The 25,778-nt window shown below is 46.5% G+C and carries 29 protein-coding genes; 4 read left to right on the top strand and 25 right to left on the bottom strand.

All coding sequences use genetic code 11. From position 1 onward, the window contains the following. Positions 1-68 precede the first annotated feature (68 nt). A complete protein-coding gene (locus tag KVG29_RS00765; protein ID WP_252225726.1) occupies positions 69-224 on the bottom strand; it encodes a hypothetical protein in 156 nt (51 codons plus the stop codon). Positions 225-297: 73 nt separating this feature from the next. Between KVG29_RS00765 and sfsA the strand changes: the two genes are divergently transcribed. Then, positions 298-984 carry a DNA/RNA nuclease SfsA gene (sfsA, locus tag KVG29_RS00770; RefSeq protein ID WP_252225727.1) on the top strand — a complete coding sequence of 229 codons (687 nt, stop codon included), beginning with the start codon at positions 298-300 and terminating at the stop codon, positions 982-984. 32 nt (positions 985-1,016) lie between these two features. Here sfsA and KVG29_RS00775 read toward each other — a convergent pair whose 3' ends face one another. The 7 genes from KVG29_RS00775 to pta form a co-directional block, all read right to left on the bottom strand. Beyond that, entirely contained in the window at positions 1,017-2,042 is a 1,026-nt protein-coding gene (locus KVG29_RS00775) for a dienelactone hydrolase family protein (protein ID WP_252225728.1), read from the bottom strand. A 33-nt stretch (positions 2,043-2,075) separates the two neighbouring features. After that, positions 2,076-3,689, bottom strand: coding sequence for a putative ABC exporter domain-containing protein (locus tag KVG29_RS00780; RefSeq protein WP_252225729.1), 1,614 nt, complete (start codon positions 3,687-3,689; stop codon positions 2,076-2,078). Beyond that, entirely contained in the window at positions 3,686-4,399 is a 714-nt protein-coding gene (locus KVG29_RS00785; RefSeq protein WP_252225730.1) for an ABC transporter ATP-binding protein, read from the bottom strand. The genes KVG29_RS00780 and KVG29_RS00785 overlap by 4 nt, the downstream gene beginning before the upstream one ends. A 93-nt stretch (positions 4,400-4,492) precedes the next feature. Next, on the bottom strand, positions 4,493-5,725 hold the full coding sequence (locus KVG29_RS00790) for an RNA-guided endonuclease InsQ/TnpB family protein (RefSeq protein WP_252225731.1): 1,233 nt from the start codon (positions 5,723-5,725) through the stop codon (positions 4,493-4,495). Then, on the bottom strand, positions 5,718-6,128 hold the full coding sequence (gene tnpA, locus KVG29_RS00795; protein ID WP_025746433.1) for an IS200/IS605 family transposase: 411 nt from the start codon (positions 6,126-6,128) through the stop codon (positions 5,718-5,720). The genes KVG29_RS00790 and tnpA overlap by 8 nt, the downstream gene beginning before the upstream one ends. Before the next feature lie 286 nt (positions 6,129-6,414). Next, positions 6,415-7,620 carry an acetate/propionate family kinase gene (locus KVG29_RS00800; protein WP_252225732.1) on the bottom strand — a complete coding sequence of 402 codons (1,206 nt, stop codon included), beginning with the start codon at positions 7,618-7,620 and terminating at the stop codon, positions 6,415-6,417. 16 nt (positions 7,621-7,636) lie between these two features. Next, the gene (pta, locus tag KVG29_RS00805) at positions 7,637-8,629 is read right to left on the bottom strand and encodes a phosphate acetyltransferase (protein ID WP_252225733.1); all 993 of its coding nucleotides are present in this window, start codon (positions 8,627-8,629) and stop codon (positions 7,637-7,639) included. Positions 8,630-8,898: 269 nt separating this feature from the next. Between pta and KVG29_RS00810 the strand changes: the two genes are divergently transcribed. Continuing rightward, positions 8,899-10,161, top strand: a complete 1,263-nt coding sequence (locus tag KVG29_RS00810) for a nucleotidyltransferase (RefSeq protein WP_252225734.1) — start codon at positions 8,899-8,901, stop codon at positions 10,159-10,161. Here the strand turns inward: KVG29_RS00810 and KVG29_RS00815 are convergent. Continuing rightward, positions 10,158-10,940 carry a patatin-like phospholipase family protein gene (locus KVG29_RS00815; RefSeq protein ID WP_252225735.1) on the bottom strand — a complete coding sequence of 261 codons (783 nt, stop codon included), beginning with the start codon at positions 10,938-10,940 and terminating at the stop codon, positions 10,158-10,160. The two genes, KVG29_RS00810 and KVG29_RS00815, sit on opposite strands and share 4 nt — an antisense overlap. Before the next feature lie 70 nt (positions 10,941-11,010). Here KVG29_RS00815 and ylbJ point away from each other — a divergent pair, with 70 nt between their 5' ends. Next, positions 11,011-12,237: a sporulation integral membrane protein YlbJ gene (ylbJ, locus tag KVG29_RS00820; RefSeq protein ID WP_252225736.1), complete on the top strand. Its 1,227-nt coding sequence runs from the start codon at positions 11,011-11,013 to the stop codon at positions 12,235-12,237. Between the two features lie 5 nt (positions 12,238-12,242). Here ylbJ and KVG29_RS00825 read toward each other — a convergent pair whose 3' ends face one another. The 9 genes from KVG29_RS00825 to KVG29_RS00865 form a co-directional block, all read right to left on the bottom strand. Then, positions 12,243-12,692: an ATPase gene (locus tag KVG29_RS00825; protein WP_252225738.1), complete on the bottom strand. Its 450-nt coding sequence runs from the start codon at positions 12,690-12,692 to the stop codon at positions 12,243-12,245. A 15-nt stretch (positions 12,693-12,707) separates the two neighbouring features. Then, positions 12,708-13,190, bottom strand: coding sequence for a pantetheine-phosphate adenylyltransferase (coaD, locus tag KVG29_RS00830; protein WP_252225740.1), 483 nt, complete (start codon positions 13,188-13,190; stop codon positions 12,708-12,710). Between the two features lie 8 nt (positions 13,191-13,198). Beyond that, positions 13,199-13,747 carry a 16S rRNA (guanine(966)-N(2))-methyltransferase RsmD gene (gene rsmD / locus KVG29_RS00835; RefSeq protein ID WP_252225742.1) on the bottom strand — a complete coding sequence of 183 codons (549 nt, stop codon included), beginning with the start codon at positions 13,745-13,747 and terminating at the stop codon, positions 13,199-13,201. A 120-nt stretch (positions 13,748-13,867) separates the two neighbouring features. Continuing rightward, positions 13,868-14,101: a hypothetical protein gene (locus KVG29_RS00840; protein WP_252225744.1), complete on the bottom strand. Its 234-nt coding sequence runs from the start codon at positions 14,099-14,101 to the stop codon at positions 13,868-13,870. A 48-nt stretch (positions 14,102-14,149) separates the two neighbouring features. Then, a complete protein-coding gene (locus KVG29_RS00845; RefSeq protein WP_252225746.1) occupies positions 14,150-14,350 on the bottom strand; it encodes an alpha/beta-type small acid-soluble spore protein in 201 nt (66 codons plus the stop codon). A gap of 109 nt (positions 14,351-14,459) precedes the next feature. Further along, positions 14,460-14,567: a DUF4846 domain-containing protein gene (locus KVG29_RS00850; RefSeq protein ID WP_252225748.1), complete on the bottom strand. Its 108-nt coding sequence runs from the start codon at positions 14,565-14,567 to the stop codon at positions 14,460-14,462. Between the two features lie 59 nt (positions 14,568-14,626). Beyond that, the gene (recG, locus tag KVG29_RS00855; RefSeq protein WP_252225750.1) at positions 14,627-16,684 is read right to left on the bottom strand and encodes an ATP-dependent DNA helicase RecG; all 2,058 of its coding nucleotides are present in this window, start codon (positions 16,682-16,684) and stop codon (positions 14,627-14,629) included. 275 nt (positions 16,685-16,959) lie between these two features. After that, a complete protein-coding gene (locus KVG29_RS00860) occupies positions 16,960-18,609 on the bottom strand; it encodes a DAK2 domain-containing protein (protein ID WP_338084604.1) in 1,650 nt (549 codons plus the stop codon). Between the two features lie 29 nt (positions 18,610-18,638). Continuing rightward, positions 18,639-18,989, bottom strand: coding sequence for an Asp23/Gls24 family envelope stress response protein (locus KVG29_RS00865; protein ID WP_252225752.1), 351 nt, complete (start codon positions 18,987-18,989; stop codon positions 18,639-18,641). Positions 18,990-19,177: 188 nt separating this feature from the next. Here KVG29_RS00865 and rpmB point away from each other — a divergent pair, with 188 nt between their 5' ends. Further along, complete coding sequence (gene rpmB / locus KVG29_RS00870; protein ID WP_252225754.1) at positions 19,178-19,369, top strand: 50S ribosomal protein L28; 192 nt, start codon at positions 19,178-19,180, stop codon at positions 19,367-19,369. 225 nt (positions 19,370-19,594) lie between these two features. On the opposite strand, the gene KVG29_RS00875 is transcribed toward rpmB, so the two are convergent. The 7 genes from KVG29_RS00875 to rlmN all read right to left on the bottom strand — a co-directional run bounded on the left by KVG29_RS00875 (position 19,595) and on the right by rlmN (position 25,778). Beyond that, on the bottom strand, positions 19,595-19,777 hold the full coding sequence (locus KVG29_RS00875; RefSeq protein WP_252225756.1) for a hypothetical protein: 183 nt from the start codon (positions 19,775-19,777) through the stop codon (positions 19,595-19,597). Positions 19,778-19,862: 85 nt separating this feature from the next. Next, positions 19,863-20,498 (bottom strand): thiamine diphosphokinase, encoded by a 636-nt coding sequence (locus KVG29_RS00880; RefSeq protein ID WP_252225758.1) that lies wholly within the window; start codon positions 20,496-20,498, stop codon positions 19,863-19,865. Further along, positions 20,495-21,151, bottom strand: coding sequence for a ribulose-phosphate 3-epimerase (rpe, locus tag KVG29_RS00885; protein ID WP_252225760.1), 657 nt, complete (start codon positions 21,149-21,151; stop codon positions 20,495-20,497). Before rpe ends, KVG29_RS00880 begins: the two co-directional genes overlap by 4 nt. Beyond that, positions 21,148-22,020 carry a ribosome small subunit-dependent GTPase A gene (gene rsgA, locus KVG29_RS00890; protein WP_252225762.1) on the bottom strand — a complete coding sequence of 291 codons (873 nt, stop codon included), beginning with the start codon at positions 22,018-22,020 and terminating at the stop codon, positions 21,148-21,150. Before rsgA ends, rpe begins: the two co-directional genes overlap by 4 nt. Beyond that, a complete protein-coding gene (gene pknB / locus KVG29_RS00895; protein ID WP_252225764.1) occupies positions 22,020-23,942 on the bottom strand; it encodes a Stk1 family PASTA domain-containing Ser/Thr kinase in 1,923 nt (640 codons plus the stop codon). Before pknB ends, rsgA begins: the two co-directional genes overlap by 1 nt. Further along, entirely contained in the window at positions 23,939-24,742 is an 804-nt protein-coding gene (locus tag KVG29_RS00900) for a Stp1/IreP family PP2C-type Ser/Thr phosphatase (protein ID WP_252225766.1), read from the bottom strand. Before KVG29_RS00900 ends, pknB begins: the two co-directional genes overlap by 4 nt. Further along, positions 24,708-25,778 (bottom strand): dual-specificity RNA methyltransferase RlmN, encoded by a 1,071-nt coding sequence (gene rlmN / locus KVG29_RS00905; protein ID WP_252225768.1) that lies wholly within the window; start codon positions 25,776-25,778, stop codon positions 24,708-24,710. The genes KVG29_RS00900 and rlmN overlap by 35 nt, the downstream gene beginning before the upstream one ends.

A 25,778-nucleotide genomic window follows, 5' to 3' on the forward strand; every position in this document is an offset into this window, starting at 1 on the left:
TTCATTAAGCTAAATTAATTTGTAATCGCAAATCAACAGTTAAACCAATTAAAAAACTTTGTGAGGTGTTAAATATGCATGTACAGTGTCCCACCTGCAAGATGCTGGTTGATATAGAAAAATACCATCGATGCCCCAGATGCCACACCCTTGTCCTGCAGCTCTCGGGCTGCGCCGGTTGCAATGGCTGCTCGTTTAAAGGGCTGTGCCCTTCTAAAAAACAAGCCAAAGAAAAATAGCGATCCGTTTCTTCATGACTCTTGCATGAAAAGCTAGAAAAAGTAAGGCTGGCACGATATGAAACTGGACTATGATATGCATTATGGCACTTTTATATGCAGGCCCAACAGGTTTATCGCCCACGTAAATATATCAGGAGCAGAAGCGGTCTGCCACGTCCCCAATACCGGACGGCTCAAAGAGCTACTGTACCCTGGTGCAGAGGTGGCCGTTTCTTACCACGCTTCATCCAACCGGAAAACCAAATATGAATTACGGATGGTAAAAAAGAAGGGAAGCTGGGTGTCCATAGATTCCCAGCTTCCCAATGCCCTGGCCGTTGAGGCTATATCAGCCGGAACCATCAGCGAGCTGAAAGGCTACAGCGCCATAAACAGAGAAATAATCTACAACAGCAGCCGTTTTGACCTGCAGCTTATCGGAAAGGACATTTGCTTTGTTGAAGTAAAAGGGGTCACTTTAGAATTAGACGGCTGGAGCTACTTCCCCGACGCCCCTACACAGAGGGGCCGCAAACACATCGACGAGTTGATATGCGCAGCACAAAGCGGCCATCGCGCGGTTTTGCTTTTTGTGGTTCAGATAGAATATGCAAAAGGCTTTAGCCCCAATGCCCTTATGGACCCCGCATTTGCACAAAAAGTCAGAGAAGCCGCTCAAGCGGGCGTAGAAGTTCTCGCCTATCGGTGTTCGGTATCGCCATATGAAGTAAAAATCACAGAAAAAATACCTGTCAAAATATGAAGGAAGTAAAAGCTCCGAAATACTCCAACATCTCACAGCCACTTGACAAACCAGTCATATGCTTTTCTCCCTGATATCTGATGCTGGCCTTCAAAGAAGTCCTTATCCAGTCTCTCCCGCGCTCCCAAAATTTCATATATTCTCTCCAATTTAGAGAAAGCCTTTTCAGCAGCTCCTATGGGAAATATAGGGTCCAGAGTACCTGACTCGATAAGCAGAGGCCTTGGAGCGATGAGACCAATTATATCGGGCATTTCGGCATATTGGATTATTCCGGGTATAAAATTGTCTATACAATGGTATATGGACATTACGCTGTCCTTAAATGTATTTGCATAGCCGCTGATGACCGCAACCTTGATCCTCTCATCTATGGCGCTTGTGAAGGCGCACACCAATCCTCCCCCCGAGATGCCCATGCAGCCCACTCTGTCAGTATCGATTTCGCTGCGGGTTAAGAGGTAGTCTATGGTACGCATGACCTCATACACTCGTATCCCAGCCATTGTCTTACCCATCATCAACAAATTGGTCGATATCTTGTAGCAAGAACTTTCACCCTTATGCGCTTTACGCGCGTCCTCCTCAAGCGTCCTGTCACCAAACCCAAGCAGTTCGGGCGCTATGACTAAAAATCCCCTCTTTACCAGCTCCACAGCAAAATTCTTTTGATATCCAGCATCGCCGGTCTTTTCACTGCCATCGAAATTGAGCCCCACCACATCCTTACTTCCGTACCCATGGCCATGGCATGCTACAACAGCCGGCAGCCTTCCGGCTACATTTTTGGGGATCAATACATACGCCAACATCTCTAAATCTTCCATAGTGGTAAATGCCACCCGCTGTCTTATATAGCCATCAAGCTCTTTTTGTTCCACAATTCGAGGATTTAAGTCCACTTTTTCCTCCGGAAATTCGCCCAGGCATTCCACAAACACCTTCTTTAAATTATTACGCCATATCTCCCACTCAGATATGGTTTTAGCATTAAAGCTGTATTTGGGCCTGATAGAGCTGTACAACCGTTCCAGAAATTTATCAGGTCTCAACGCCATATTCTAACCTCCTTTCAGTCACCATAAATACGTCTAGTTATCTCTCAATTCTAGCCGGTCAAACGCTAAATTAGCAAAGGCTAAAAATGCAGCTGATTCCAGAAACATCATAACTGCTGCCGCCAAAACCCCTATCCCCATGCTATCTGTTGCCATTCCTAGAGGTACCGCCACCGCTCCTGCTGGTAGAAGTATCACAATAAACCCTAGCCACTTCACCACAGGCATAATTGATATAAGGTCTGTTTTAGAAGGCAAAACAAGTTGTAACAATAAAGAAGAATAATTCTGCAGAGTTGCAACGCCCATTATAAACAGAATTGAAGCAATGATGTTTAACATGCCCGGTTTTATAAAAATTGAAAGAGGTACAATCATTGCAACAGCTCCTATAAATGTTTTTAATATAGTCACCGTACTGACTGCTACCAATTTTTTAATTCCATCACCCGGTATTATATATATGTACATCCTTTTAAGCTCCGAAACCACAGCCGAAATTGTACTCGTCCCCAGCCAGACCCCGTAGGCATACATGAAGGCACCAACAAATATCAAATCCTTATCATTTTTTGGAAGAAAATATCCTGCTATAATCGAAATCACGATTATTACAAGGTTATAGTAGTTAAATATCAGAGACCCTGCACTCCTTCTGGCCTCCACCAGTTTAGCCCATAAAAAAGCCCAGGGCCCTTTGAGTTCAAGTTTTACCTCTACCCTTCTTACCTTCTTTTTTTTCTTTGCCGAGCTTTTTTCTGCTTCATAATAATTTCCCTTCTTTGCCTTCTCCCTTATACGCTTCAATATTTCATTGTAACCTACAACCTCTTCATAATAGTCGGTCGCAAAATACAAACCTGCTGCAACCATGAATACTATGTTGGCCATTTGATACATAATAAAAGGGATATTGTTTGCTGTATCAGGTGAAAAATATAAAAATATAAGATGTCTAGAAGGCCCAATAACCGGAAGGTAATTCCAACCATCCAGCATAAGAAAATCGATTAACCCGCGCAGGCTTTGCTGTTTATAAACATGGTATACCGCTAATCCCACGGTTAAGACCAACAGTATGCCCAAACATCGCCTGATAAATTTTTCTGCGCCAAATTTCATTGTTATTGAATAAATTAAGAATTCCAGAGGAACCAAGCTCAATGAGAAGGTAAAGATGCCTATGTATGCAAAAACCAAATTTTTTGCGTAGCTTTCTATTCCTAACACTATGCTCAGGTATGGTAGATATATCACCAAAAGCACAGCATAACCGATATTTTTGAATGCAACCCTCAACATATGCCACAAAAATATCTTTCTCTCGCCTATGGGAGAAGACAGTAGGAAGGCAACATCACCCTCTCCCAGAATAATGCTCGGATGCTTTATAGAGCTGTATAAAGATATGACAAGCCCCAACAGTAAAAACACCATTATACAAACAAGTAGATATATGGTTTTTGTTGGATATACTACTTCTCCCGCCGTTTTGCCTCTTGTTAGTAAAACAGGAATAAGCCAGAATATATACCATATAAACTGTGAAAGATATAAAAATATCCTGCTGGGCTTTTTAATTATACCCTTTATAAAATTCTTCGCCCTTAAAACATCCAGCCAGAATAAAGCTCTTATCTCCCTCATTTTGTTACCTCCAAAAACAGGTCTTCCAACGTTCCCCCCGGACCAGCCTTTTCCATAATCTCACCAATGGTACCTTGATAAATCAATTTCCCCGCCTTTAAAATAAGCACTCTATCGGCTAGATTCTGCACCGAATCCAGCATGTGCGTACTCAAAAGAACAGCCTTGCCCTCGTCCCTAAGCCGCCGTATAGTATCTTTCAATTCCCTCATGGCCTTGGGATCAAGGCCTATAAATGGTTCATCAAACAACATCAACTCGGGATGGTGCAAAAGGCTACAGATCACCATCAATTTTTGCTGCATACCCTTTGACAAACTTGCTCCCAATTCATCTTTTTTGTCCAGAAGGTCGTATGCTTCCATGTATTTTAGCGCTTCACTTTCCCAATTATGTAGATTATAGGCCAATGCAATAAACTTCATATGTTCCCATACCGTAAGGATTGGATAAATATCGGGTGTTTCCGGAATATACGCAATTCTCATGCGAGCCTGTACATCTCTGTGGTCATAACCGCATACCCTTATCTCACCTTCAGTTTTTCTTAAAAGGCCCATTATGGTTTTAAGCGTGGTACTTTTCCCGGCACCATTAGGCCCTATCAATCCCACTACTTCTCCTGGATACAGCTCAAACGAGATTCCATCCACCGCTTTTACTTTGCTGTAATATTTCCTAAGGCCCTTTACAGATAGCAAATGTTCCATAAAATTCACCCTCTTTTTACATATCTACTCCATAGTCAGATTTTGACTTCTCCCCGCCCTGGAAGGGGCGAGGATTCTTGACAGCTCCGAATTTCAGGCCGTCTTCCCTACTGGGTGGATATTCCACTCAATAGGGCAACACAGGTGTGGTGTGTACCTCACACCTGTGGGGCAAGCCAATAGCCCTACTACCAGGCTTAAAGAGCCTGTATACTTTCTGTATATGTTTATCGCTCCCACTCCATCCCTGTGATATCTAAAACCACAGCTTTTGCATTCATAGTTCCTGTTTTCTGGCTTGTTTTTGCTACCACACACAGGACAACTCTGTGATGTCCCATTTTCTTTTATAAATTTGACTTCTATCCCCACAAACTCGGCTTTCTCTTCTATCCTTCTTGCTACTCTTCTAAACATCCATTGATGGATTTTTTGATTTGGTACTTTCCCATGTCTTGCCCCATTCCTTATACCCTTCAAATCACCTAATACAATTGTCCCTATACCATTTTTAATACAATACCCTACCAAATAAGATGTGTATTTTTCCAACACATCTCTAATTTGATTGTTAACTCTTTTCAATACTTCCCTCTTTGCTCTCAAAAGCTCTTTGAATTTTTTTGAATCTTTCTGACACTTAGATAGTTTTTGCTGAAATTCTGCAAGTTTTTTATTGCGGTATCTTATCTTTGAGTTCAGAATACCACCATTATAGATTAAAACTTTTCTGCCATCAAAACAAACCATCGGATGTATTACTCCAAGATCTATTGCCATGACTCCTGCGGTATTCTCAATTTTTCCTTCTTCTACTTCAACCACAATGTGAAGATAATATTTCTTCTTGTCTTGATGGAAAATCAGCTCTGCATACTTGGGAGCACCTTTTAAACAACACCCTTTTATAACCATTGGTGCTTGTTCCTTCCCATTTGACAAAATCAAGTCTCCATCTTTAAAATGAATTGCGCTTTTCTTAAAAACCACTTTATTATACTTCTTGTTCCTGAATGGTGGCCTTATCTTGGATGTATCTTGGCCTTTCTCCTTTGCCTTTTGTAATTTTTTCAGGTATGCCTGATATGCAGTCCAAAACTGCTGGTATGCTGCCTGTTTGCTTTGACTGTGAAGTTTAAAACTCTTTTGATGCAGCCACCATTCCATATACCGGTCAAATGTCTTTCTCGAAACATGTATCCCTTTTGTTTGTATTCTTTTAAAAAAATTTACTGCTTTAGAGTAGATTTTACCAGATACCATTGAAATTTCTCTCGCTAAATCTTGATATTCTTCTGGAACTGACAAAATATATGTCCTATCCATCCTTTTCTACCTTCTTCCATTGGCTCTCTATATACTTCTTGATGGTTTCGGCAGATACATTACCTGCAGTTGCCACAAAGTACGCTCTTGTCCAGACAGAATCTCTTTGTTTGTACTGGGGAAACTTTTGTCCTATCTTCCTGCCAGTAGCGCCCTTTATAACATTAATAAGTTCGCTTGGAGAATACCTTGGAAGTGCAGAAATAAATAGATGAATATGATCAGGCATTATTTCAAGTGCTAAAATATCAAACTTGTATGTCTTGGATAGTTCCCTGATTGTTTCTTCAACTGTATTTTTTACCTCAGGGTCTTTTAAAAAGTCTTTTCTGTACTTTGGTATCCAAACAAAGTGGTAGTTGATTAGGAATTTAGCATGTCGTGTGGATTTGTAGGTATTCATTCTAAACCAACCTTCTTAATTCCAAGATTTGGTTTAATTATATCATACTTGGTTCTCAGTTTCAACCCTTGCATTCATCCCCGCCCTACAAGGACGAGGCTTTCTGCAGAATTCTTGTAAACTATTCTACCAATATTTTTCAAATCAAACCAAAAATAAATGGATATCAAGGATATTCCCTTGATATCCATTTATGCAATTAATTACAATACCAATTGCGATACTCAACTGCTCTAAAATAAACGATGGCCTTCCTAGCTTTGCTGTGCACCCATGAAATCCCGCATCAACCAACCAATTCTACAGTCTCCCTTGCTATCATCAGCTCTTCATTTGTTGGAATCACCAAAACCTTCACTGTCGAGTCGGCAGTGGATATTTCGCCTTCTCGCCCCATTCTACCAACCATACGTTGATTCTTTTCCTCATCAATCTTTATGCCAAGAAACTCCAAACCTTCACAGGCTTTCTGGCGGATGTAAGGATTGTTTTCGCCTATGCCTGCAGTAAAGACTACGCAATCCAACCCACCCATAGCCGCGGCGTATGCACCAATGTACTTCTTGATGGAATAGGCAAATATGTCCAAGGCCAGCTGTGCCCGCTCATTCCCCTCTCGAGCAGCCGCTTCCAAGTCTCTGAAATCGCTGCTCACGCCCGATATGCCTAGTACCCCCGATTCCTTGTTCAAGTAATGGTTGATCTGCTGGTAAGTCATATTTTCCTTTTCCATCAAAAACATGATGATAGCCGGGTCAATGGTGCCGCAGCGGGTACCCATGGGCAGCCCTTCCAGAGGGGTAAATCCCATGCTGGTGTCCACCGACTTGCCGTTTTTAACAGCAGTGATGCTGGACCCGTTGCCTAGATGGCACGTGACTATTTTCAGCTCTTCTATCGGCCTACCCATGAACCTGGCAGCCTTTAGCGATACGTACTTGTGCGAAGTACCGTGGAATCCATAGCGCCTTATGCCGTATTTTTCATAAGCGCTGTATGGAATGGCATATATGTAGGATTCCCTGGGCATGGTCTGATGGAATGCCGTATCAAAAACGGCCACCATGGGTGTATTGGGCATAACACTTTTGCATGCCTCTATGCCGGTTATATTGGCAGGATTGTGAAGGGGCGCCAGCTCGCTGTTTGCTCTTATAGCCTCCATTACATCATCGTCTATTACCACCGAACCCGAAAACTTCTCGCCGCCATGAACAACCCTGTGCCCTACCGCCGAAATCTCGGACATGTCTTTGATCACCCCGTATTCGGGGTGCACCAGCGCATCTATGACCATTCTCACGGCCTGCACGTGGTCCTTGATGTCGGTCCTTATCTCAACCTTTTCCTTCCCAGCCGGTGTATGTGACAGCACAGAGTTGTCTATTCCTATTCGTTCGGCATTGCCTTTGGCCAAAACCGTTTCATCAGTCATATCGATAAGCTGATACTTCAGCGATGAACTACCGGCATTGATGACCAACACCTTCATCCCGTGTCCCTCCCCTTCACTGTTGTTGGGCCTCAACAGCCGTAATGGCCACCACGTTGACGATGTCCTCGGCGCTACAGCCCCTTGACAGGTCGTTTACCGGCTTTGCCAGCCCCTGGCTCAGCGGTCCCAACGCCATGGCCTTGGCCAGCCTCTGAGTGAGCTTGTACGCAATATTGCCGGCGTTAAGGTCAGGGAATATCAATACATTTGCCCTACCCCCTACCGGACTGCCAGGACATTTCTTCTTGGCCACTTCCATATCCAGAGCAGCATCAACCTGCAGCTCGCCGTCTATGAGCAGGTCAGGCATCATCTCTTTGGCTATCCGTGTGGCCTCTCTTACCTTGTCAACCGATTCATGCTCTGCGCTCCCCTTTGTTGAAAAAGACAGCATGGCTACTCGTGGTTCCATACCCACCAGCACTTTAGCGGTCCTGGCTGCAGATACAGCAATAGCCGCCAGCTCCTCCGCCGTAGGGTTAGGATTCAGACCGCAGTCGGCATAGATGAACACTCCGTTTTCACCGTATGGGCAATCGGGCACCTCAATGAGGAAACAGCTGGATGCCACCGATATCCCCGGCATGGTCTTTATGATCTGCAAAACCGGCCTCCATACATCCGGCGTACTGTGCACCGCACCCGCCACCATTCCATCTGCATCGCCCAGCTTGACCATCATGGAACCATAATACAGCGGGTTTTTCATGAGCTCCCTGGCTTTATCCGGGGTCATCCCTTTGTGTTTTCGCAACTCCACCAACTGATCGACGTAAAGGTCAAATTTATCCGAGCCCTCTGGCTCTATAATTGTAGCAGCCGCTATATCCAATCCTGCTGCGTTTTTATAAATCTCCTCTTTTTTGCCCAGCAGGATTATATCGGCTATGCCCTCCCTCATCACTATTTCTGCCGCTTTCAGCGTCCTGTCGTCATTACTTTCAGGAAGGACTATGCGCTTTTTGCACGACTTGGCCTTGCTAATAATAGATTCCATTACACCCATAGATATTCCCCTTTCAGCAAAAGATTTATTTTTTTGCTAATCACACACAAAAAAGCCAACCCATTTAATATTCTACATAAAACATTAAAATCCTTCATAAAATATAATTTCAGAATTTTCTGTATATATTTTTTTAGCTTAAAACAACCATTATCTATTCTAACCCAAATGACTAGCAAATCAATAGTTTTTTGAAGTTTTACATTGCACTGAGTTCAAGATAAAATAATAATATATCATCTATATCATCTCCAAAGCGAGGGGGAGTTATGGTGAAAGTATTGGGGATTATCGCCGAATACAATCCGTTCCACAACGGGCACATGTATCACCTTAAAAGCTCTTTAGAGCTCATCGATCCCGATTACACCATGGTGGCCATGTCGGGCCACTTCACCCAAAGGGGCGAAGCGGCCATAATCGATAAATGGGAAAGGACTGAGATGGCGCTTAGAAACGGCGTCGATATAGTAGTAGAGCTGCCGGCCGCATATTCATCTCAAACGGCGGAACTGTTCGCCTATGGCGGCGTTCAGCTTCTCAACCATACAGGGGTGGTAACCCACATTAGCTTTGGCAGCGAAATAGGGCAGATACAACCCCTTGCAGAAATAGCCAGGATACTGGCCGATGAACCACCACCTTTTAAAGCTCTGTTAAAACAATACCTGGATCAAGGGCTGTCCTTCCCTCAGGCCAGGCACAGGGCAATCAAAGAGCATGCAAAAAGAAGCGGGCCGGGCTTTTCAGAAAGCCAGTGGGAAAAAATAATCAACAGCTCAAACTCCATACTGGCAATAGAATACCTGAAGGCGCTCTACAGAACCAACAGCAGCATAATCCCGGTTACAATTCAGCGGATAGGTGCACCATACAACGCTCAAGAGATGAGCGGTGAGGTATCCAGCGCAACGGCCATAAGGAATGAGCTCCTGAGGCAAAAATGCTGGGATAGCATTTCCCAGGCAATTCCTCAGGCATCCTTTGAAATATTAAAACGCGCTGTAGAATCTGGGAAAGGGCCGGTCACCAACAATTCCCTTGAACAGCTCTTATTGGGAAAAATCCGCTCGATGTGCCTGGAAGACATCAAACACCTTATGGATGTAGATGAAGGCCTTGAAAACCGCATAAAGGAATGCGCTCTTAAAGCCTCTACCCTGGATGAATTCATAGCCCTTGCCAAGACAAAGAGATACGTATACACGCGCCTGCAGCGCATACTCATTCATGCATTGCTGGGTATAACAAGAGAAAGAGTGGAAAGATTTCGGCGCGCCGGTGGGCCCCAATACTTGCGAATTCTGGGATTCTCAAAAAGAGCCATACCGCTTTTGAAGCAATTAAAACAAAACGCCAAGGTGCCCATAATAACCAAGACAGCTCACTATGCTCGCATACTCGAAAGCCCCATAGCCCGCGAAATGTTTGATATAGACATTTTGGCCACCGATTTATACAGCCTGGGCATACCCGATCCACGCTACAGAAGGGGAAACAGGGACTTTACCGAGAAGATCAGGATTGTCTAACGCTGGTAGGTTTGTATGAGATTTTTTATGCGGTCCATGGCTTTCAGGGCCGCTTTTCTGCCCTCCTGTACGCATTCCTCCACCTTGTCGAAATAAAAGGGGTGTATATCCGAGACATCGGGATAGATTATCACATCCCCTTTTTCCACGTTGTTCTTCAAAATCTCCAGTTCCATTACCTCCAATGACTGCAAAATCACTTCCAGAATGTTTACAGGCGGACGATGCTGCCCTCGAAATCCTACGTCCACTCCTATGACCACATCGGCTCCCATGCGTTTAACGGTATCCACCGGCACCCGTGCCAGCAGCCCCCCATCCACCAGGATATAATCTCCCTGTTCAACTGGGGTAAATATCCCAGGGATGGATATACTGGACCGCACAGCCCTGTATACCTTGCCCTCGTTAAGCTCTATCAACCTGCAGGTCTTAAGGTCAACGGCCGTTACGGTAAGAGGAATGTTAAGTTCGCTAAACTCTTTATCGCGGGTAAGCAGCTTGATGAGTTCTTCAATCCTCTGTCCCTTTACAAAGCCGTAACGCGGAACAGTGACATCATAATACTTCTTTATGTCCAGGTTTTGTGCCAGGGCCTCCATCATCTTTGGGGAAACACCGGCGGCATACAAAGCTCCTACAATGGCCCCAATGCTGGTTCCGGCTATGTAGTCAGGGACGATCCCGTTTTCCTCAAGCACCTGCAGTACACCAATGTGAGCCAAACCTCTAGCAGCCCCCGAGCCCAAAGCCAACCCTATCTTCACCTTTTTCTTCATAAACTTACTACCTCCACAATATGAATTATACTGAAGCGCACTCTTTATATGCCTTATTATGGGAGGAAAAATGCATAAAAGATATGCCTTGATAAAGCTACAATCGATAACATTGGTAATGTTATGTCTCCTGGTCGCCTGTTTTATAATCGCCTTTCCGCGCCAATCGTTTCAAGCGGCCTTGACTGGCCTGGACACCTGGCTGAGAAACGTCTTCCCGGCACTGCTTCCTTTCTTCATCACCTCCGAAATAATGATGGGCATCGGGCTGGTGGACTTTTTTGCCATCCTACTCAGGCCTGTCATGAGACCCTTGTTTCGCTGCCCGGGTGAAAGCTCGTTTATATGGGCCATGAGCATCACCTCGGGCTATCCCGTAGGGGCAAAGCTGACCTCCTCTTTCCTCGAGAGAGGCAGCATAACCGTCCACGAAGCCCAAAGGATAATGGCCTTTTGCAGCACCTCCGGCCCGCTCTTCATGCTGGGCGCGGTGGGCATAGGAATGCTCAACAGTTCTGCAGCCGGCAAGGTCATCGCAGCAAGCCACTATATCGCTTCCATTATAGTAGGCCTCATATTTCGCCTTTATATGCCATCCGACTATAAAAAGGCCAAAAAAATAGATAATCCCCCTGGCTTTAAAGCGGCTTTTGCGGCCCTGCTGGCCGCAAGAAAAAAGAACAGCAGAACCTTTGGAGAAATGCTGGGCGATGCCGTCCGCAATTCCATGAACGCACTTTTGTATATAGGGGGATTTATCATCCTCTTTTCGGTAATCATCAATATTTTGTTAAAAACGGGCTTCATAAGCAATGTGTCCCGAATGCTGGCACCTCTCCTCCTGCCTTTGGGAATGGAACCACAACTGCTCCCTGGCTTAATCGGCGGAATATTCGAGATGACCACCGGGTGCAAGCTGATATCCCAGGCCGCCGCTCCACTGTCCCAAAAAATAATTCTAAGCGCATTTGTAATCAGCTGGAGCGGATTTTCTATTCACTGCCAGGCAATGGGCTTTTTAAGCAAGAGCGGCATCTCCATTGGCCTGTACACCATGGCCAAATTTCTCCATGGAATCCTGGCTTCCATCCTGGCCTGGACCATTATGAAAATATGGGTACAACCCGACCCGGGCGTATTCCACCAATTTTCTCCTCAAACGAGTACATCATTTTACACTCAGCTGCAAAGCGCATGGCAGCTGGTTGTATGCTCCATCTTGATTCTGTTTCTGACCGCCTTAATTTCCCTTATCATGGTACGCCTCAATCCATCCAGGCACTCAAACCGCCCATAGCGCCCTCACTTCTTACTCCCCTTTAGCTCCTCGCGGTTCTGCCTTATGACCTCCAGCTGATGTGCAAGGTAGCGTTCCACCTCCTGCAGTATCTCATCAGCGTACTCCCTTGCACCCAGCCGTATCTTCTTGGCGCTATCCTGTGCATTTTCGATGATCTCCCTTGACTGCTGATAGGCCATCTGCGTGATCTCGTGCTCGTCCACAAGGACTTTGATGTGCTGTTCGGCCTCCTTAAGAAGGGTTTCGGCTTCCTTTTGCGCTTCGGCCAGTATCCTCTGGCGTTCCTTGGTTATCATCTCTGCCTGTTGCAGTGCTTCCGGCAAGCTAAGGCGAATATCCCTGATGATATCCAGGCATTTATCGCGGTCCACCATTACTTTGCCCAGGAGGGGCACAGGCTTGCCATTCTCCAACTCATCCTCCAAAATATCCAGAAGGTTGAAAATATTCATCTCTCCTACTCCCCCTCATGAGTTAATCAATCTCTTTTGTATATCAGGCAGAATAACTTCCGGCACCAGTTCGCCTATACATCCTCCCAGCCTGCCGATCTCCTTGACAATGCTGGAGCTCAAATAGGAATACTTATAGCTGGTCATCATGAACAAGGTTTCTATATTGGGGTCCAGCTTTCTGTTCATAAGCGCCATCTGAAACTCGTATTCAAAATCGGATACTGCCCTCAATCCCTTTATGATAACGCAGGCGTTTTTCTTCCTCATGAAATCAACCAGCAATCCTTCGAAATGATCAACTTCCACGTTGGGCAAATCGCTCACCGCTTTTTTAATGAGCTCCATCCTTTCGGCCACCGTAAATGTCGCCACCTTGTTGGGGTTGCGCACAACAGCCACAATCAGCTTGTCAAATATCTTGCTGGCCCTTTTTATGATATCCATATGCCCATTTGTTATGGGATCGAAACTGCCTGGATAAACAGCCACCTTCATGACGCCATTCACTCCTTTTTATAAAAGCTTATCGCTGTATCACCGTAACGCCTGTCCTGCAGTTTAATCAAGCTCCCCACTCTATCAGGTTGATGGTCCCTGCTGGAATGCTCAAGCACAACTATGCCATCCTGACACAGTATATCGCTGTCGGCAATGGCATTCAGAAGCAGGGCTTCCAATCCTCTGCTGTAAGGGGGATCAGCAAATATTATGTCAAACCTTTCCCGGCCGGAAAGGCGTTTGATTGCGTAAAACACATCGTCGCGCATGACGGTGGTTTGTTCAACGCATCCCAAATTGGCACGGTTTTTGTTGAGCACATCGATGGCACGCGGGTCCTTCTCCACAAATACTACCCTTGAACAACCCCTGCTTAAAGCCTCTAGGCCCAGATTGCCCGTCCCGGCAAACAGGTCCAGCACGTTGCTGCCGGTAATGTACTGCTGCAGTATGTTAAATATGGCCTCTTTTACCCTGTCAGATGTGGGCCGGGTATGCATGCCCTTTACCGCTAGCAGCCTTCTCCCCTTCCACCGCCCTGCTATAACTCTCAAGCCGGTTTCCCCCATGATACCTAATTTTTTAATTATTATTCATTCTAGCATAATTTGCTATACCGGACAAGCAATCTTTAAAAAACAGGCTAATTTTCCTATACAAGCGGATGTATATTTTCAGCCATATCGTGCAATAATAGAAGTGTAACATCCCCCATAGAGCTCTTCCTTCAATTTCTCCTCTCCCAGCGCTGGTGGCTTAAAGGTCACCAGCTTTTTTTGTTTTATGCAGCAACCTTGGCGTGTGATCACGGCACAACTGAAAAGAGAAAACAGCACATTTAAAATGCTTTTCCCCATGCTGACCACTTTAACTAGTGCTCGCAGATGCACGGTTTTAGCAGCTACCAAAAATGATAAAAGGGAACGACTCAAAGCCGTTCCCTTTTATCATACATGTTATCTACCGCTGAGCTGCCTCTCGGCCTGCTCGATCATCCTCTTCACCATATACCCACCGATATAACCAGCCTCTTTAGCGGTCAAGTCTCCATTGTACCCCTGCTTCAGATTGACTCCCAGCTGGCTGGCTATCTCAAACTTCATGTTGTCAAGAGCCTGCCTAGCCTCGGGAACTACCTTCTTATTATTCCTGGCCACGTCTATTTCACCTCCTGATTTATCGTGGTATTATTAATTTAACCAATATAACGATTTTTACTCTAGTAATATATAGCAACTGTATATTAGCATCTCCATTTATATTTTTTCATTCTTTAAAGCGGTAAAGCTGATCCCTTATAAACGTCCACTCAGGGGTAACAAGGTTTTCTCCAAAGTTTAGCAATACATCCAATTCATTATTCTCATCATCCATTACATTACTTCCATTACCCCAATACGCCGTTATAACAAACGCGACAAAAATAACTCTTTTTAATTGAATGTTATCTCATTCAGCTGTTCATTAAACTTATCCATCGTATATTCAATCAGGGCTTTATAGGCAGGGTTGTCCCTTTGCTGTAAAACCTGCCTTACAGCCAGGTCAACCTGCTTTAATATACCTATATCCCTAACAAGGTTGGCAATTTTAAACTCGGGCAGGCCATGCTGCTTAACCCCGAGGAAATCGCCCGGCCCCCTGAGCTGTAGATCTTTCTCGGCTATTTCAAACCCGTCGTTAGACTTGGTCATGACCTTCATGCGCTCATAAATCTCCTTGGTCTTGGCATCGGCAATCAGGATGCAGTAAGACTGGTGCTCACCGCGGCCTACCCGTCCTCTCAGCTGATGCAGCTGAGCCAGGCCAAACCTCTCGGCGTTTTCAATTACCATGACGGTTGCATTGGGCACGTTCACCCCTACCTCTATCACCGTCGTTGAAATCAGCACATCGATCTGGCCGGCTGCAAAGGCCTCCATTACGCTCTCCTTTTCAGCAGGCTTCATACGCCCGTGCAAAAGCCCCAGCCTCAAATCGGCCAGCTCCCCGCGCCTTAATGTTTCAAACAGTTCAATCGCCGACTGCGAATCTATAGCATCCGACTCCTCCACCAAAGGGCACACCATGTATGCCTGGCGCCCTTCTGCCACCTGACGCTTGATGAATTCCAAAACCCGCCCCTTCATGGATGGGGGTACATGATAGGTCTTAACAGGCTTTCTGCCAGGTGGCAGCTCATCGATCACCGAGACGTCCAAATCGCCATAAAACATCAGAGCAAGGGTCCTGGGTATAGGAGTAGCCGACATGACCAGCATATGGGGCGATTGGCCTTTCTGCTGCAGTGCAGCTCTTTGCCGCACCCCAAACCGATGCTGTTCGTCGGTTATAACCAGGCCCAGATTTTTGAAGTTCACCCCGTCCTCAATCACCGCATGGGTTCCAACAAGGATATCGATGTCCCCTGTGGCCAGCCTGAATCTTATGCTCTCCTTCTCGACATTCTTCATCCCACCCACAAGGCACTCCACCTTTACACCGGTACCATCAAACAGCTCTTTGAGGGTTGCATAGTGCTGTCTGGCCAGTATCTCTGTTGGGACCATCATGGCTCCCTGATATCCGCTGAGCACGGCACAGTATAAAGCCAGGGCCGCCACCACCGTTTTGCCGGAACCCACATCTCCCTGTACCAGCCGATTCATCACTCTTCCGCTCTTCAAATCCCGCAGTATCTCGTCCACCACCCTCTTCTGCGCATTGGTCAGAGGAAAGGGCAGGTTTTGTACAAACTCTTCAAAAGCCCTCTGGTCCCACTCAAAGGTCAACCCCCGGTTGTCGCTCTGATTCTTCTCGCGAATCAGTTGTAGCGCCATCTTCATAAAGAACAGCTCTTCGAACACCAGCCTGCGCCTGGCCTCTTCCAGCGCCTGAAGGGATTGAGGAAAGTGTATATGGCGCATAGCAAAATTCTTTTCAGCCAGCTTAAACCTCTTTCGCAAATCTGCCGGAAACTCGTCATTCAAGCTTCCTTCTACTCTCTTCAGAGCCTCTGCCATCAAATTGCGCATGTCTTTTTGCGTAATCCCCTCGGTGAGCGGATAAATGGGCAGTATTTTGCTGCCATCATGTTTTTCGGGGACATACTCCTCAACAATGGGGTTCTGAAGCTGCACCATCCCATACCTGTATTCTACCCTTCCACGAACAAAATACAGCTTATCAGTGCTGTACATATTGCTGCGGTAAGGCTGATTAAACCATACGCACCACAGATAGCCGGTATCGTCTTTTGCACGCCATGTGGTTATGGTCAAGCCCTTCCTGGGCTTTTGAGTGTTTGCATTCCCTACAAAGGTCACCATAAAGGATGCGTCTTCCCCATCCACAGCGCTGGCCACTTTCTTTATACCGCGCCACATTTCGTAATCCCTAGGAAAATGATGCAGCGCATCCTCTACAGTCTTTATGCCCAGCTTGTTTAAACGGGCAGCCTTTTTGGGACCCACGCCTTTTATAAACTGTACATCCTGCTTCAATATGCTCATAAACCGTTTGCACCTCATCATGGTAAAAACATCGCTCAGCAATTGAAGATTAAAATATGCTATATAGAAAAATTATACCACAATATTTTGAGCATTTTTAAACGATCTAGCCCTCATTAAAACTGTTTGTCTGCAACCCGTATCTTGCTCTTCACAAAACGCCAAGCTTTGTAACTCAATGCTTTGCAGAACAAGTGAATTTGATAAATCAATGAACAAAACAAAAAGCCGGAAGGTGCTCCTCCGGCTTATCGTTTGAATTGACATCAACCCGCTCACTCTACTGATATGATGTAATAATACAATGGCTGGCCGCCAAAATGGACTTCCACCTCGACGTCGGGATAGCGGCTCGACACAAAATCCGCTATAGCTTCAGCATCCTGGGCGCTCACCTGCTCCCCGTAATATAGAGTGATTATCTCGCTCTCATCATCCATCATATTATCTATAAGGCCTCTGGTGACTTCGTTTATATCCTTGCCCACCACGCTTATTTTGCCATCAATCAGGCCCAAAATATCGCCCTTTTGTATGCTCATACCATCGAAATTCGAATCTCGTACGGCATATGTCACCTGTCCAGTCTTCACCGAGCTCAATGCCGCCGTCATGCGCTGTACATTGGTCTCGGCATCCACATCGGGATTGAACGCCAGCATTGCCGCTATACCCTGTGGAATGGACTTGCTGGGTATAACATAAATCTTTTTATCGCTTATCTGCTGTGCCTGGGAGGCCGACAAGATTATATTGCCGTTGTTAGGAAGAATGAATATCTCCTTTGCCTTAACCTTCTCGATAGCCTTCAGTAAGTCATCTATGCTGGGATTCATAGTTTGTCCACCTTCAACCACAAAATCGACTGCCAAATCCTTAAATATTGAAGATATCCCTTGGCCCATGGCCACCGCAATTACCCCGAACTGCTTCTCCACAGCATCATCCTGCGGTGCAGACTCCTCACTGCCAATTTCGTTTATGTGCCTGTGTTGCTCCCTCATATTGTCTATTTTTATGCTGGACAGCTCCCCGTACCTCAATCCCAGCTGCAACACCTTCCCGGGCATGTTGGTGTGCACATGAACTTTAATTATATCATCATCGCGTATGACCAGCACAGAATCGCCCAGCTTATTTAACCTTTCCCTTAAATTTTCCTCATCCCCTTCTTCCACATAAGGATACAGATTCTTTATGAGGAATTCAGTACAGTATCCATATTCTATATCTTCCTGGGGCCGTACCTCAAGCTTGGGCGCCGCAGAATAGTTCTCGGCAGCCAAAATGGCGCCGTCCAGCTCAAAAGTTCCCTTGAGTGCATGGCTGGCGCCTATCATTATATACAGGAGCCCCATGCCGCCTGCATCCACAACGCCCGCCTGCTTCAGTACCGGAAGCATTTCAGGGGTTTTATCAAGGACCCTCTTGGCCACCTTTATGATTTCTTTATAAAACTCATTGAAATCCTTTTGTTCTCTGGCAATCTTCCTCGCTTCCTCTGCCGTAACCCGGGCAACCGTAAGCATGGTACCCTCAACCGGCTTCATAACAGCCTTGTATGCGGTATCCACTCCCGCTTGCATGGCCTCGGCATAGTCGCTGGTGGTAATTTCCTGGCGGCTTTGTAATGCCCTGGCAAATCCTCTGAACAACTGAGACAGTATGACCCCTGAATTCCCTCTTGCCCCCTTCAGTGCACCACTGGCCAGAGCGTTTACCACTTCGGCCATGCTATCTGAACGGGCGCCCTGTACCTCCTTTGCCGCTGCCAGCATGGTAAGCGACATGTTTGTGCCGGTATCGCCATCGGGAACCGGAAACACGTTCAGAGCGTTTACAGCCTGTTTGTGCTTATCCAAAAACTGAGTGGCAGACAGTATCATCTCTTTCATCTTCGCTGCATCAATGAATTCGCACTTCAACTCCTTGTACCTCCTTCAGTCAGGGTAGCTTACACTCTCACGCCTTCTACGTTGATATCTACCCGTTTTACGCTCATGCCGGTAAAGTTTTCTATGTTATATTTCACTGTTTCCATAACATTTTTGGCTACAGTAGCTATGGAAATCCCGTATTCGACAATGATATATAAATTTATGTAAATCTCATTGTCCTGTGTGTGAACCTTCACACCTCTGGACAGATTTTCCAAACCCAGCAGCTCCACCAGGCCGTCAGTTGGGCGTTTAGCAGCCATTCCTACAATGCCATAGCACTCCATAGCCGATATCCCCGCCAGCGTTGCCAACACTTCGTCCGAAATGATGATCTCCCCCAACGAATTTCTTTTTCTAGCAGCCATTGTTGTGCCTCCCTTCTTAAATACCTTCACCAACGAAAATTCTACTACCATTCTATAATATGACGGCAAATCATGCAATAACATTTATTTTTTAGCTTTTTGCTTTCTTGAAAAACCACCAGCTTAATGGTACAATATTATTGTTTTTAAGCAACGGTAGTGGATGTAAAGGAGGAGGTGTAAAGTCCATGTCAAGAAGCTGTGATATATGCAAGAAGGGGCTATTGTACGGAAAAGCAGTCAGCCATTCCAATCGCAAGACCAACCGCATATGGGTTCCAAACCTTCAAAAAGTGAAAGCCATCGTCAATGGAACTCCCAAGACCATCAGGGTTTGCACCAATTGCCTTAAGTCGGGGAAAGTACAAAGAGCGCTTTAATGAAAGTTTATTGCGTTTCAGAGCGCATAAACGTTCACACTAAAAAAACGTGCGATTAAGCACGTTTTTTTAATTTTTACGAGAATATTCTCTTTTATGACCTTGAGCAATCGTAAGTAATCAGCAGCAACTTTTCAACCGGCTCTCATTTTCCTCAACCTTCTTATGAATTTCCCCAGCAACTTGGGTAGTTTTATAACGTATATCCTGGCCACTCCCATCACCTCACTTCCTCAAGAGGATGACGCCTATGGCTATCATCACGAACCCTAACAAAAACACCCACATCCATAGCGGTACCCATATTATTATCAAAAGTATCCCTGCAACGATGAAGAGCACGCCCAGAACAATCCTGGCCGTGTTGCTCTTCTTTTTCGGAGAAAATCTCACGATCAACCCACTCACTTCCCCGCCTGCATGAAAACTTAATGCTTCTTTTCCTCGATAAACATTATATGCTGGATATAGCAGGCAGGTGACTTGCCAAAAATCAATCCCTTGCTACCACCACCATTACCCATCCCGAGCAGACATGTACCTCTGCCCTGGGTTTTACCAACACATTGCTTACACCATACGGGAAATCCAGGGGCAAAATGCCGTCCACTATGGGGTATTTCAACCCGTCAGTGCGCAAAATGCGAACATCGCCGCTTAAGGGTAGCAATGACAGCGTCTGCCCTATTTCCCCCTCTATCTCCACTTTCCCGCTGGAAACCATCACAACGTTATGTGAGTCCAAAATCTGGGCTTTTATACCGCGTGTGGCAAGCCTGTACAGCATCAGCATGTTGGCATAGGAATGGTCCCACCGGCTGCCAAATGCGCCCAATAAGAATACCTGGCTGGCCCCCATATCCACGGCCGTATCGACTGCTATCTGCATATCAGTTTTGTCCTTATCAGCAGGATATCGCTTGATGGGAATCCCGGCCATGCTATACTCCCGTAACGCCTCATCGGGCAGCGAGTCGAAGTCTCCCACTATCAGATCAGGGACAACTCCCAGACCCCGCGCGTGCCTTACCCCTCCATCGGCACATATGGTATAATCCACCTGCGGCAGCATGGCCTTTACCTTTTGTATATCCCTTATCTCTCCGTTGGCAATTATTAGAACCTTCATAATTTCGCCTCTTGCCTCATAGCCTCTATAATGCCCTTTATGTCCTGGGCGCCAAAAACCGCAGAACCGGCTACTATAACCTCTGCTCCAGCCTTTACCACATCCCTTATATTGTGCAGTCCAATCCCGCCATCCACCTGTATGTAAAAATCAGCGCCGCAGGCGCTTCGCATATCTACCAGCTTCCTGATCTTGTCCATCATGGCCGGGATAAACTTTTGACCGCCAAAGCCCGGGTTTACCGTCATCAAGAGCACCATATCTACATCCCCCAAAACATATTCCAGGACGTTGAGGGGCGTAGACGGATTGAGAGCCACAGCAGCCTTTACACCTAGACCCTTTATGTAGCATATCGCTCTGTGCAGATGGTGCAGCACCTCAGCATGTACAGTGATGCTATCGGCGCCGGCCTCCACATAGGCGTCCACAAACTCCATGGGGTTGTCCATCATGAGGTGCACATCAAAAGGCAGCCTGGTGTAAGGGCGTATAGCCTTGACCACCAGAGGACCTATGGTGATATTGGGCACAAAATGGCCGTCCATGACATCGATGTGTACGATGTCAGCACCCCCATGATCCAGCCTTTTGATCTCCTCACCCAGCCTGGAGAAATCCGCTGAAAGGATTGAGGGGGCAATCTTTATCACCACCGCTCCCTCCTCTTTTCGTTTATATCCTCTATGATCCGGATGTAGCGTTCATAGCGCTGCCCGGGAATCTTTCCCCTCTGTACGGCCTCCTTCACCGCACAATGGGGTTCTCTGTAGTGTACGCACTTTGGGAACCTGCACTCCTCAACATATGGAATAAACTCGTCGTAGTAAAGCTGAACCTCCTCGGGCTGCATGAGATCCACCTCCAGCGCGCTGAAACCAGGGGTGTCGACCAGCATCTTGCCATCGGGCAGTACGAGGAGTTCTACGCTGCGAGTGGTATGCCTGCCCCTCTTGGTCTTGTCGCTTATATCCCCCACCTCACGCGATACATCCGGATAAAGCCGGTTGATGAGCGATGACTTGCCCACCCCCGACTGCCCGGCAAAGGTGGTGATACCACTGTACAGCCCCTGCTTGAGTTCCTCAATCCCGGTACCATCCTTACACGATATGCAAAAAATAGAACAGCCCGAAAGGCGATACTCCTCTTCAATGGCCTTTATCTCACACTCGCACTCTACAAGGTCTATCTTGTTTATCACTATAAAGGGCTTTACAGAGTTCATCCGGGCCGCCAATATGAGCTTATCCACCAACAGCAAATCCGGATTCGGATGTTTAACCGACATAACAATCCCAAGATTGTCAATATTAGCCACACATGGGCGCTTAAACTGGTTTTTTCGCGGCAGTATGGATTCTATCACCGCATCTTTTGTGTTGACCTCCACCATATCCCCAACCATAGGGGTAATGCCCTGTTTGCGGAACTTGCCCCTGGGGATACATCGCAGGAAGTTGCCACTCAAATAGACATCATAGAATCCACCTACTCCTTTGACTATAATCCCTCTCTCCATCAATCTACATCTTCCTTTTTCGTAAAATCGACTGCAATCTCCTTCACCGGCTGGTCATCTATATATATAATGTAACGCACAACGCCCGAACCTTCAAGATTTATGGATATAGTACCTTCAGATAGTGCATGCTCGGCATCATATACGACCTGGCCATCATCAACCCGCTTTACCGTAACCTTTATGCTGCTATTGTCATCATCCTCCTGATTCCCTTCATACTGGCTGAGGTCAATTTCCAGCACCTTGGGATAAGAGGGCACCGGCCCCAAACTTACCCACAGGTCGACTTCACGGCCGGGTTCCACCACATCGCCCGCCTGTGGGCTCTGCTTATATACAACCCCCTCGGGATATTCCTGACTATAATCCTTGACAACCTTGCCTATCTTAAGCCCTATGCCCTCTATGAGTTCTCTGGCAATCTCCTCTTTTAGTCCAACGTATTCCTGCACCTCAATCAGCTCTATCTCTGGCTTCTTGCTTATAACCAGCACAATCTCAGTGTTTTCCACCACCTCGGTATTGGGCTCTATGCTCTGTCTGACCACCGTACCGGCCGGCATATCGCTCTCAACGTACTCCGGTGGTCCTACCTTGAGCCCGGCATTCTCCAGCGCTATCTCGGCATCACGATGTGAAAAGCCAATCACATTCGGCACTTTTATGGTCTTAGGCCCCAGGCTCACCACCACATTTACCGTCGAGTGAGGTTTTACCTTTATGCCCTCGGCCGGCTCCTGATACAGTATGATTCCCTCTTCCTGGCTGCTGTTTTTCCTCTCGATGACTTTCATGGTCAGATTATGCTCCTGCAATATCCTTTCAGCATTCTGCTCATCCATTCCCACCACTCTGGGCACCTCGACGTCTTCCACCACAAAATGATTCTGGTATATCTGGCTGCCTATATAGAAAAACAGCGCCAGTATAGCAAGTAAAGGAATGGTGATAAACAGCAGCTTCAGCCATACGGGCCGCTTTTCTTTCTCAGCCGAGCTCTCCTGTTGTTCTTTTCCAACGTTAATGGGCCTGAAGACCCGCGTGGGCATATCGCTGTTGTCATTGCTGCGAACGACGAAATTGCCATTGGGCTCTTTTAGCACTCTCTGCAGGTCTTTTATCATTTCACCAGCGGATTGGTAGCGCTTATTTTGATCTTTTTCTATAGCCTTCTCTATGACATCCTGAAGGCTTTTGGGGATATCAGGGTTTAGCTCTCCAGGGGGTTTTACCTTTTCCTGAATATGCTTAAGCGCTACAGAAATAGCAGTATCACCCTCAAACGGAACAGTACCCGTCACCATCTCATACAGCACTATGCCCAGAGAATAGAGGTCTGATTTGGCGTCCACATGCCCCCCGCGGGCCTGCTCGGGTGAAAAATAGTGTACTGAACCCATTACATTGGCCCCTGCCATGGTGACGGTAGCAGAGGTAACAGCCCTCGCTATGCCAAAATCCGTAACTTTTACAGTGCCGTCTTCGCTAACGAGGATGTTTTGAGGTTTTATATCGCGGTGTATGATACCGTTCTTGTGGGCGTGCTTGAGCGCAGAGCATATCTGGATGGCAATGCGCACAGCCTCCTCCCAATCCAGCTTTCCCTTCTCGCGTATATATTCCTTCAGTGTTTTCCCCTTGATGTATTCCATGACTATATAATATATTCCGTTCTCCTCGCCAACATCATAGATGTTCACAATATTGGGATGGGAAAGGCTGGCCGCTGCCTGAGACTCCCTTTTAAAACGTGCCACAAATTCCTCGTCTTCCACCAGTTCAGGCCTGAGCACCTTCACGGCTACGTGCCTTTTTAGCAGATGGCACCTGGCTTTATAGACTATGGCCATACCCCCGCTGCCGATCTTCTCTTCCAGCTCGTATCTTCCACCTAAAATCCGTCCCAGCAAAGGCTTCACCTCTTTTCTGTCGCACAGGAGTACTTGGCCATAACTATTGTGACGTTGTCAACGCCTCCAGCTTCCAGCGCTTTCTTGCCTAGAGTCGAGGCGATCTCATCCAGCGATTCAAGAAAATAAAAAAGATCTATATTTTTGTTCAAATCCACGTGATTGCTCAAACCATCAGTGCACAAAACTATTATATCATTGTCTTTCAGCTCTATCTCATAATAATCGGCGATAACCTGGCTTGCTGTACCAAGCGCACGGGTGATGATGTTCTTTTGAGGGTGATTGTCCACCTCTTCCTGGGTTATCTTACCTTCCTCCAGCAACTCCTGAACCAGCGAATGATCCCGGGTAATTTTGGTTACCGACCTGTCGCGTACCAGATAAGCCCGGCTGTCTCCCACATGGCCTATACATACCCTGTGGTCGAAAAAATAAGCAAGGGTAAGGGTCGTCCCCATGCCCTTATATATGTCCCGGGCCTGGGACTGGTTATACACCTTTATATTGGCCTGCTGAATGGAATTCAATATGAGGTCCTTAGCCTGCTCCACCGATGTAACCCTGTGCGAGTTTTCTACATAGTACTCCACTATAGCCTCAACCACCATACGGCTAGCCACATCTCCTGCATTGTGACCGCCCATTCCATCGGCAACCATCATCAAGTTCTTTACTCGCGTTCCGTCGTTGGGAATGAAAAAATAGTCTTCGTTATTCTTCCTCACCTTGCCAGGATGGCTGTAAGCGCTAAATACCAGCCTCACGTCCCCCTCACCTCTCGTCCTGACGGGCTTCAACCCGCTCAAGATAACTCCTCCTGAGCTGACCGCAGGCGCCTTCAATATCCAGCCCCAGCTCCCTGCGCTTTGTAACGGCAATTCCCTGCGATTTCAGCACCGAAACAAACCTTTCCACAGCAGCTTGTGAACTCCTCTTGTACGCAAGCCCCCTGACGTTGTTCAAGGGGATGATATTAACATGGCACGGAAAACCTTTCAGCCTTCGGGCCAATTCAATGGCGTCCTTCTCACGATCATTCAAATCGCTGATCAAGGCATACTCAAACGTTACCCTCCTGCCGGTCTTTTTAAAGTAATATCTGCTGGCTTTGAGTATGTCGTCAATCGAATAGGCCGATGCAACCGGCATGATCAGCTTTCTAAGCTCATCGTTTGGCGCATGAAGGGAGATAGAAAGGGTAATCGGCAGACCTTCTTCTGCCAAATCCATCATCCTGGGTACAAGTCCGCAGGTGGACAGCGTAATCCTGCGGTAACTCATATTGAGCCCCATCGGATAATGTATCATCTTAATAAATTTAACGGTGTTATCATAATTATCAAGGGGCTCACCAATACCCATGAGCACTACATTGCCCACCCTGCGTTCCCCGACTTTTTCAAGGTCATCGTTCACCTCTATGACCTGCGCCAGCATCTCCCCTGCCGAAAGGTTGCGAACCAAACCTCCAATGGTGGAAGCGCAGAATTTACATCCCATCCTGCACCCCACCTGCGTGGACAGGCACAGGGAATTGCCGTACTTATATCGCATCACAACACTTTCAATTATATTACGGTCCTGCAGTAAAAACAAATACTTTGTTGCATCTCCTGCGCTTGATGTGCGTTTGTCCAGCATCTGCAACTTCACTATATAAAACCGCTCTGCCAGAAGCTCACGAAGAGCCTTTGGCAAATCGGTCATATCGTCGAAGCTCTTTACACCCCTGTGAAGCCATTGAAGTATCTGCTGAGCACGATAATGGGGCTGTCCCCATTCCTGTACCGCCTGTTGTATTTCTTCCAAAGATAAGCTCAAAATATCCCGCTTTTCTACCAT

The sequence above is a fragment of the Caldicoprobacter algeriensis genome (assembly GCF_023838525.1).
Taxonomy (GTDB): Bacteria; Bacillota; Clostridia; order Caldicoprobacterales; family Caldicoprobacteraceae; genus Caldicoprobacter; species Caldicoprobacter algeriensis.

Excerpts from the sequence above, each read along its gene's own strand:
- KVG29_RS00800 (WP_252225732.1), bottom strand. The coding sequence starts at position 7,620 with ATGAAGGTGTTGGTCATCAATGCCGGTAGTTCATCGCTGAAGTATCAG.
- KVG29_RS00790 (WP_252225731.1), bottom strand. The coding sequence starts at position 5,725 with ATGGATAGGACATATATTTTGTCAGTTCCAGAAGAATATCAAGATTTA.
- KVG29_RS00825 (WP_252225738.1), bottom strand. The coding sequence starts at position 12,692 with ATGAATATTTTCAACCTTCTGGATATTTTGGAGGATGAGTTGGAGAAT.
- KVG29_RS00865 (WP_252225752.1), bottom strand. The coding sequence starts at position 18,989 with ATGGCTGCTAGAAAAAGAAATTCGTTGGGGGAGATCATCATTTCGGAC.
- KVG29_RS00815 (WP_252225735.1), bottom strand. The coding sequence starts at position 10,940 with ATGAAGAAAAAGGTGAAGATAGGGTTGGCTTTGGGCTCGGGGGCTGCT.
- rsgA (WP_252225762.1), bottom strand. The coding sequence starts at position 22,020 with ATGGAGAGAGGGATTATAGTCAAAGGAGTAGGTGGATTCTATGATGTC.
- ylbJ (WP_252225736.1), top strand. The coding sequence starts at position 11,011 with ATGCATAAAAGATATGCCTTGATAAAGCTACAATCGATAACATTGGTA.
- KVG29_RS00785 (WP_252225730.1), bottom strand. The coding sequence starts at position 4,399 with ATGGAACATTTGCTATCTGTAAAGGGCCTTAGGAAATATTACAGCAAA.
- KVG29_RS00810 (WP_252225734.1), top strand. The coding sequence starts at position 8,899 with ATGGTGAAAGTATTGGGGATTATCGCCGAATACAATCCGTTCCACAAC.
- recG (WP_252225750.1), bottom strand. The coding sequence starts at position 16,684 with ATGAGCATATTGAAGCAGGATGTACAGTTTATAAAAGGCGTGGGTCCC.
- tnpA (WP_025746433.1), bottom strand. The coding sequence starts at position 6,128 with ATGAATACCTACAAATCCACACGACATGCTAAATTCCTAATCAACTAC.
- KVG29_RS00775 (WP_252225728.1), bottom strand. The coding sequence starts at position 2,042 with ATGGCGTTGAGACCTGATAAATTTCTGGAACGGTTGTACAGCTCTATC.
- rpmB (WP_252225754.1), top strand. The coding sequence starts at position 19,178 with ATGTCAAGAAGCTGTGATATATGCAAGAAGGGGCTATTGTACGGAAAA.
- coaD (WP_252225740.1), bottom strand. The coding sequence starts at position 13,190 with ATGAAGGTGGCTGTTTATCCAGGCAGTTTCGATCCCATAACAAATGGG.
- pta (WP_252225733.1), bottom strand. The coding sequence starts at position 8,629 with ATGGGTGTAATGGAATCTATTATTAGCAAGGCCAAGTCGTGCAAAAAG.
- KVG29_RS00850 (WP_252225748.1), bottom strand. The coding sequence starts at position 14,567 with ATGGATGATGAGAATAATGAATTGGATGTATTGCTAAACTTTGGAGAA.
- KVG29_RS00780 (WP_252225729.1), bottom strand. The coding sequence starts at position 3,689 with ATGAGGGAGATAAGAGCTTTATTCTGGCTGGATGTTTTAAGGGCGAAG.
- KVG29_RS00880 (WP_252225758.1), bottom strand. The coding sequence starts at position 20,498 with ATGAAGGTTCTAATAATTGCCAACGGAGAGATAAGGGATATACAAAAG.
- rlmN (WP_252225768.1), bottom strand. The coding sequence starts at position 25,778 with ATGGTAGAAAAGCGGGATATTTTGAGCTTATCTTTGGAAGAAATACAA.
- sfsA (WP_252225727.1), top strand. The coding sequence starts at position 298 with ATGAAACTGGACTATGATATGCATTATGGCACTTTTATATGCAGGCCC.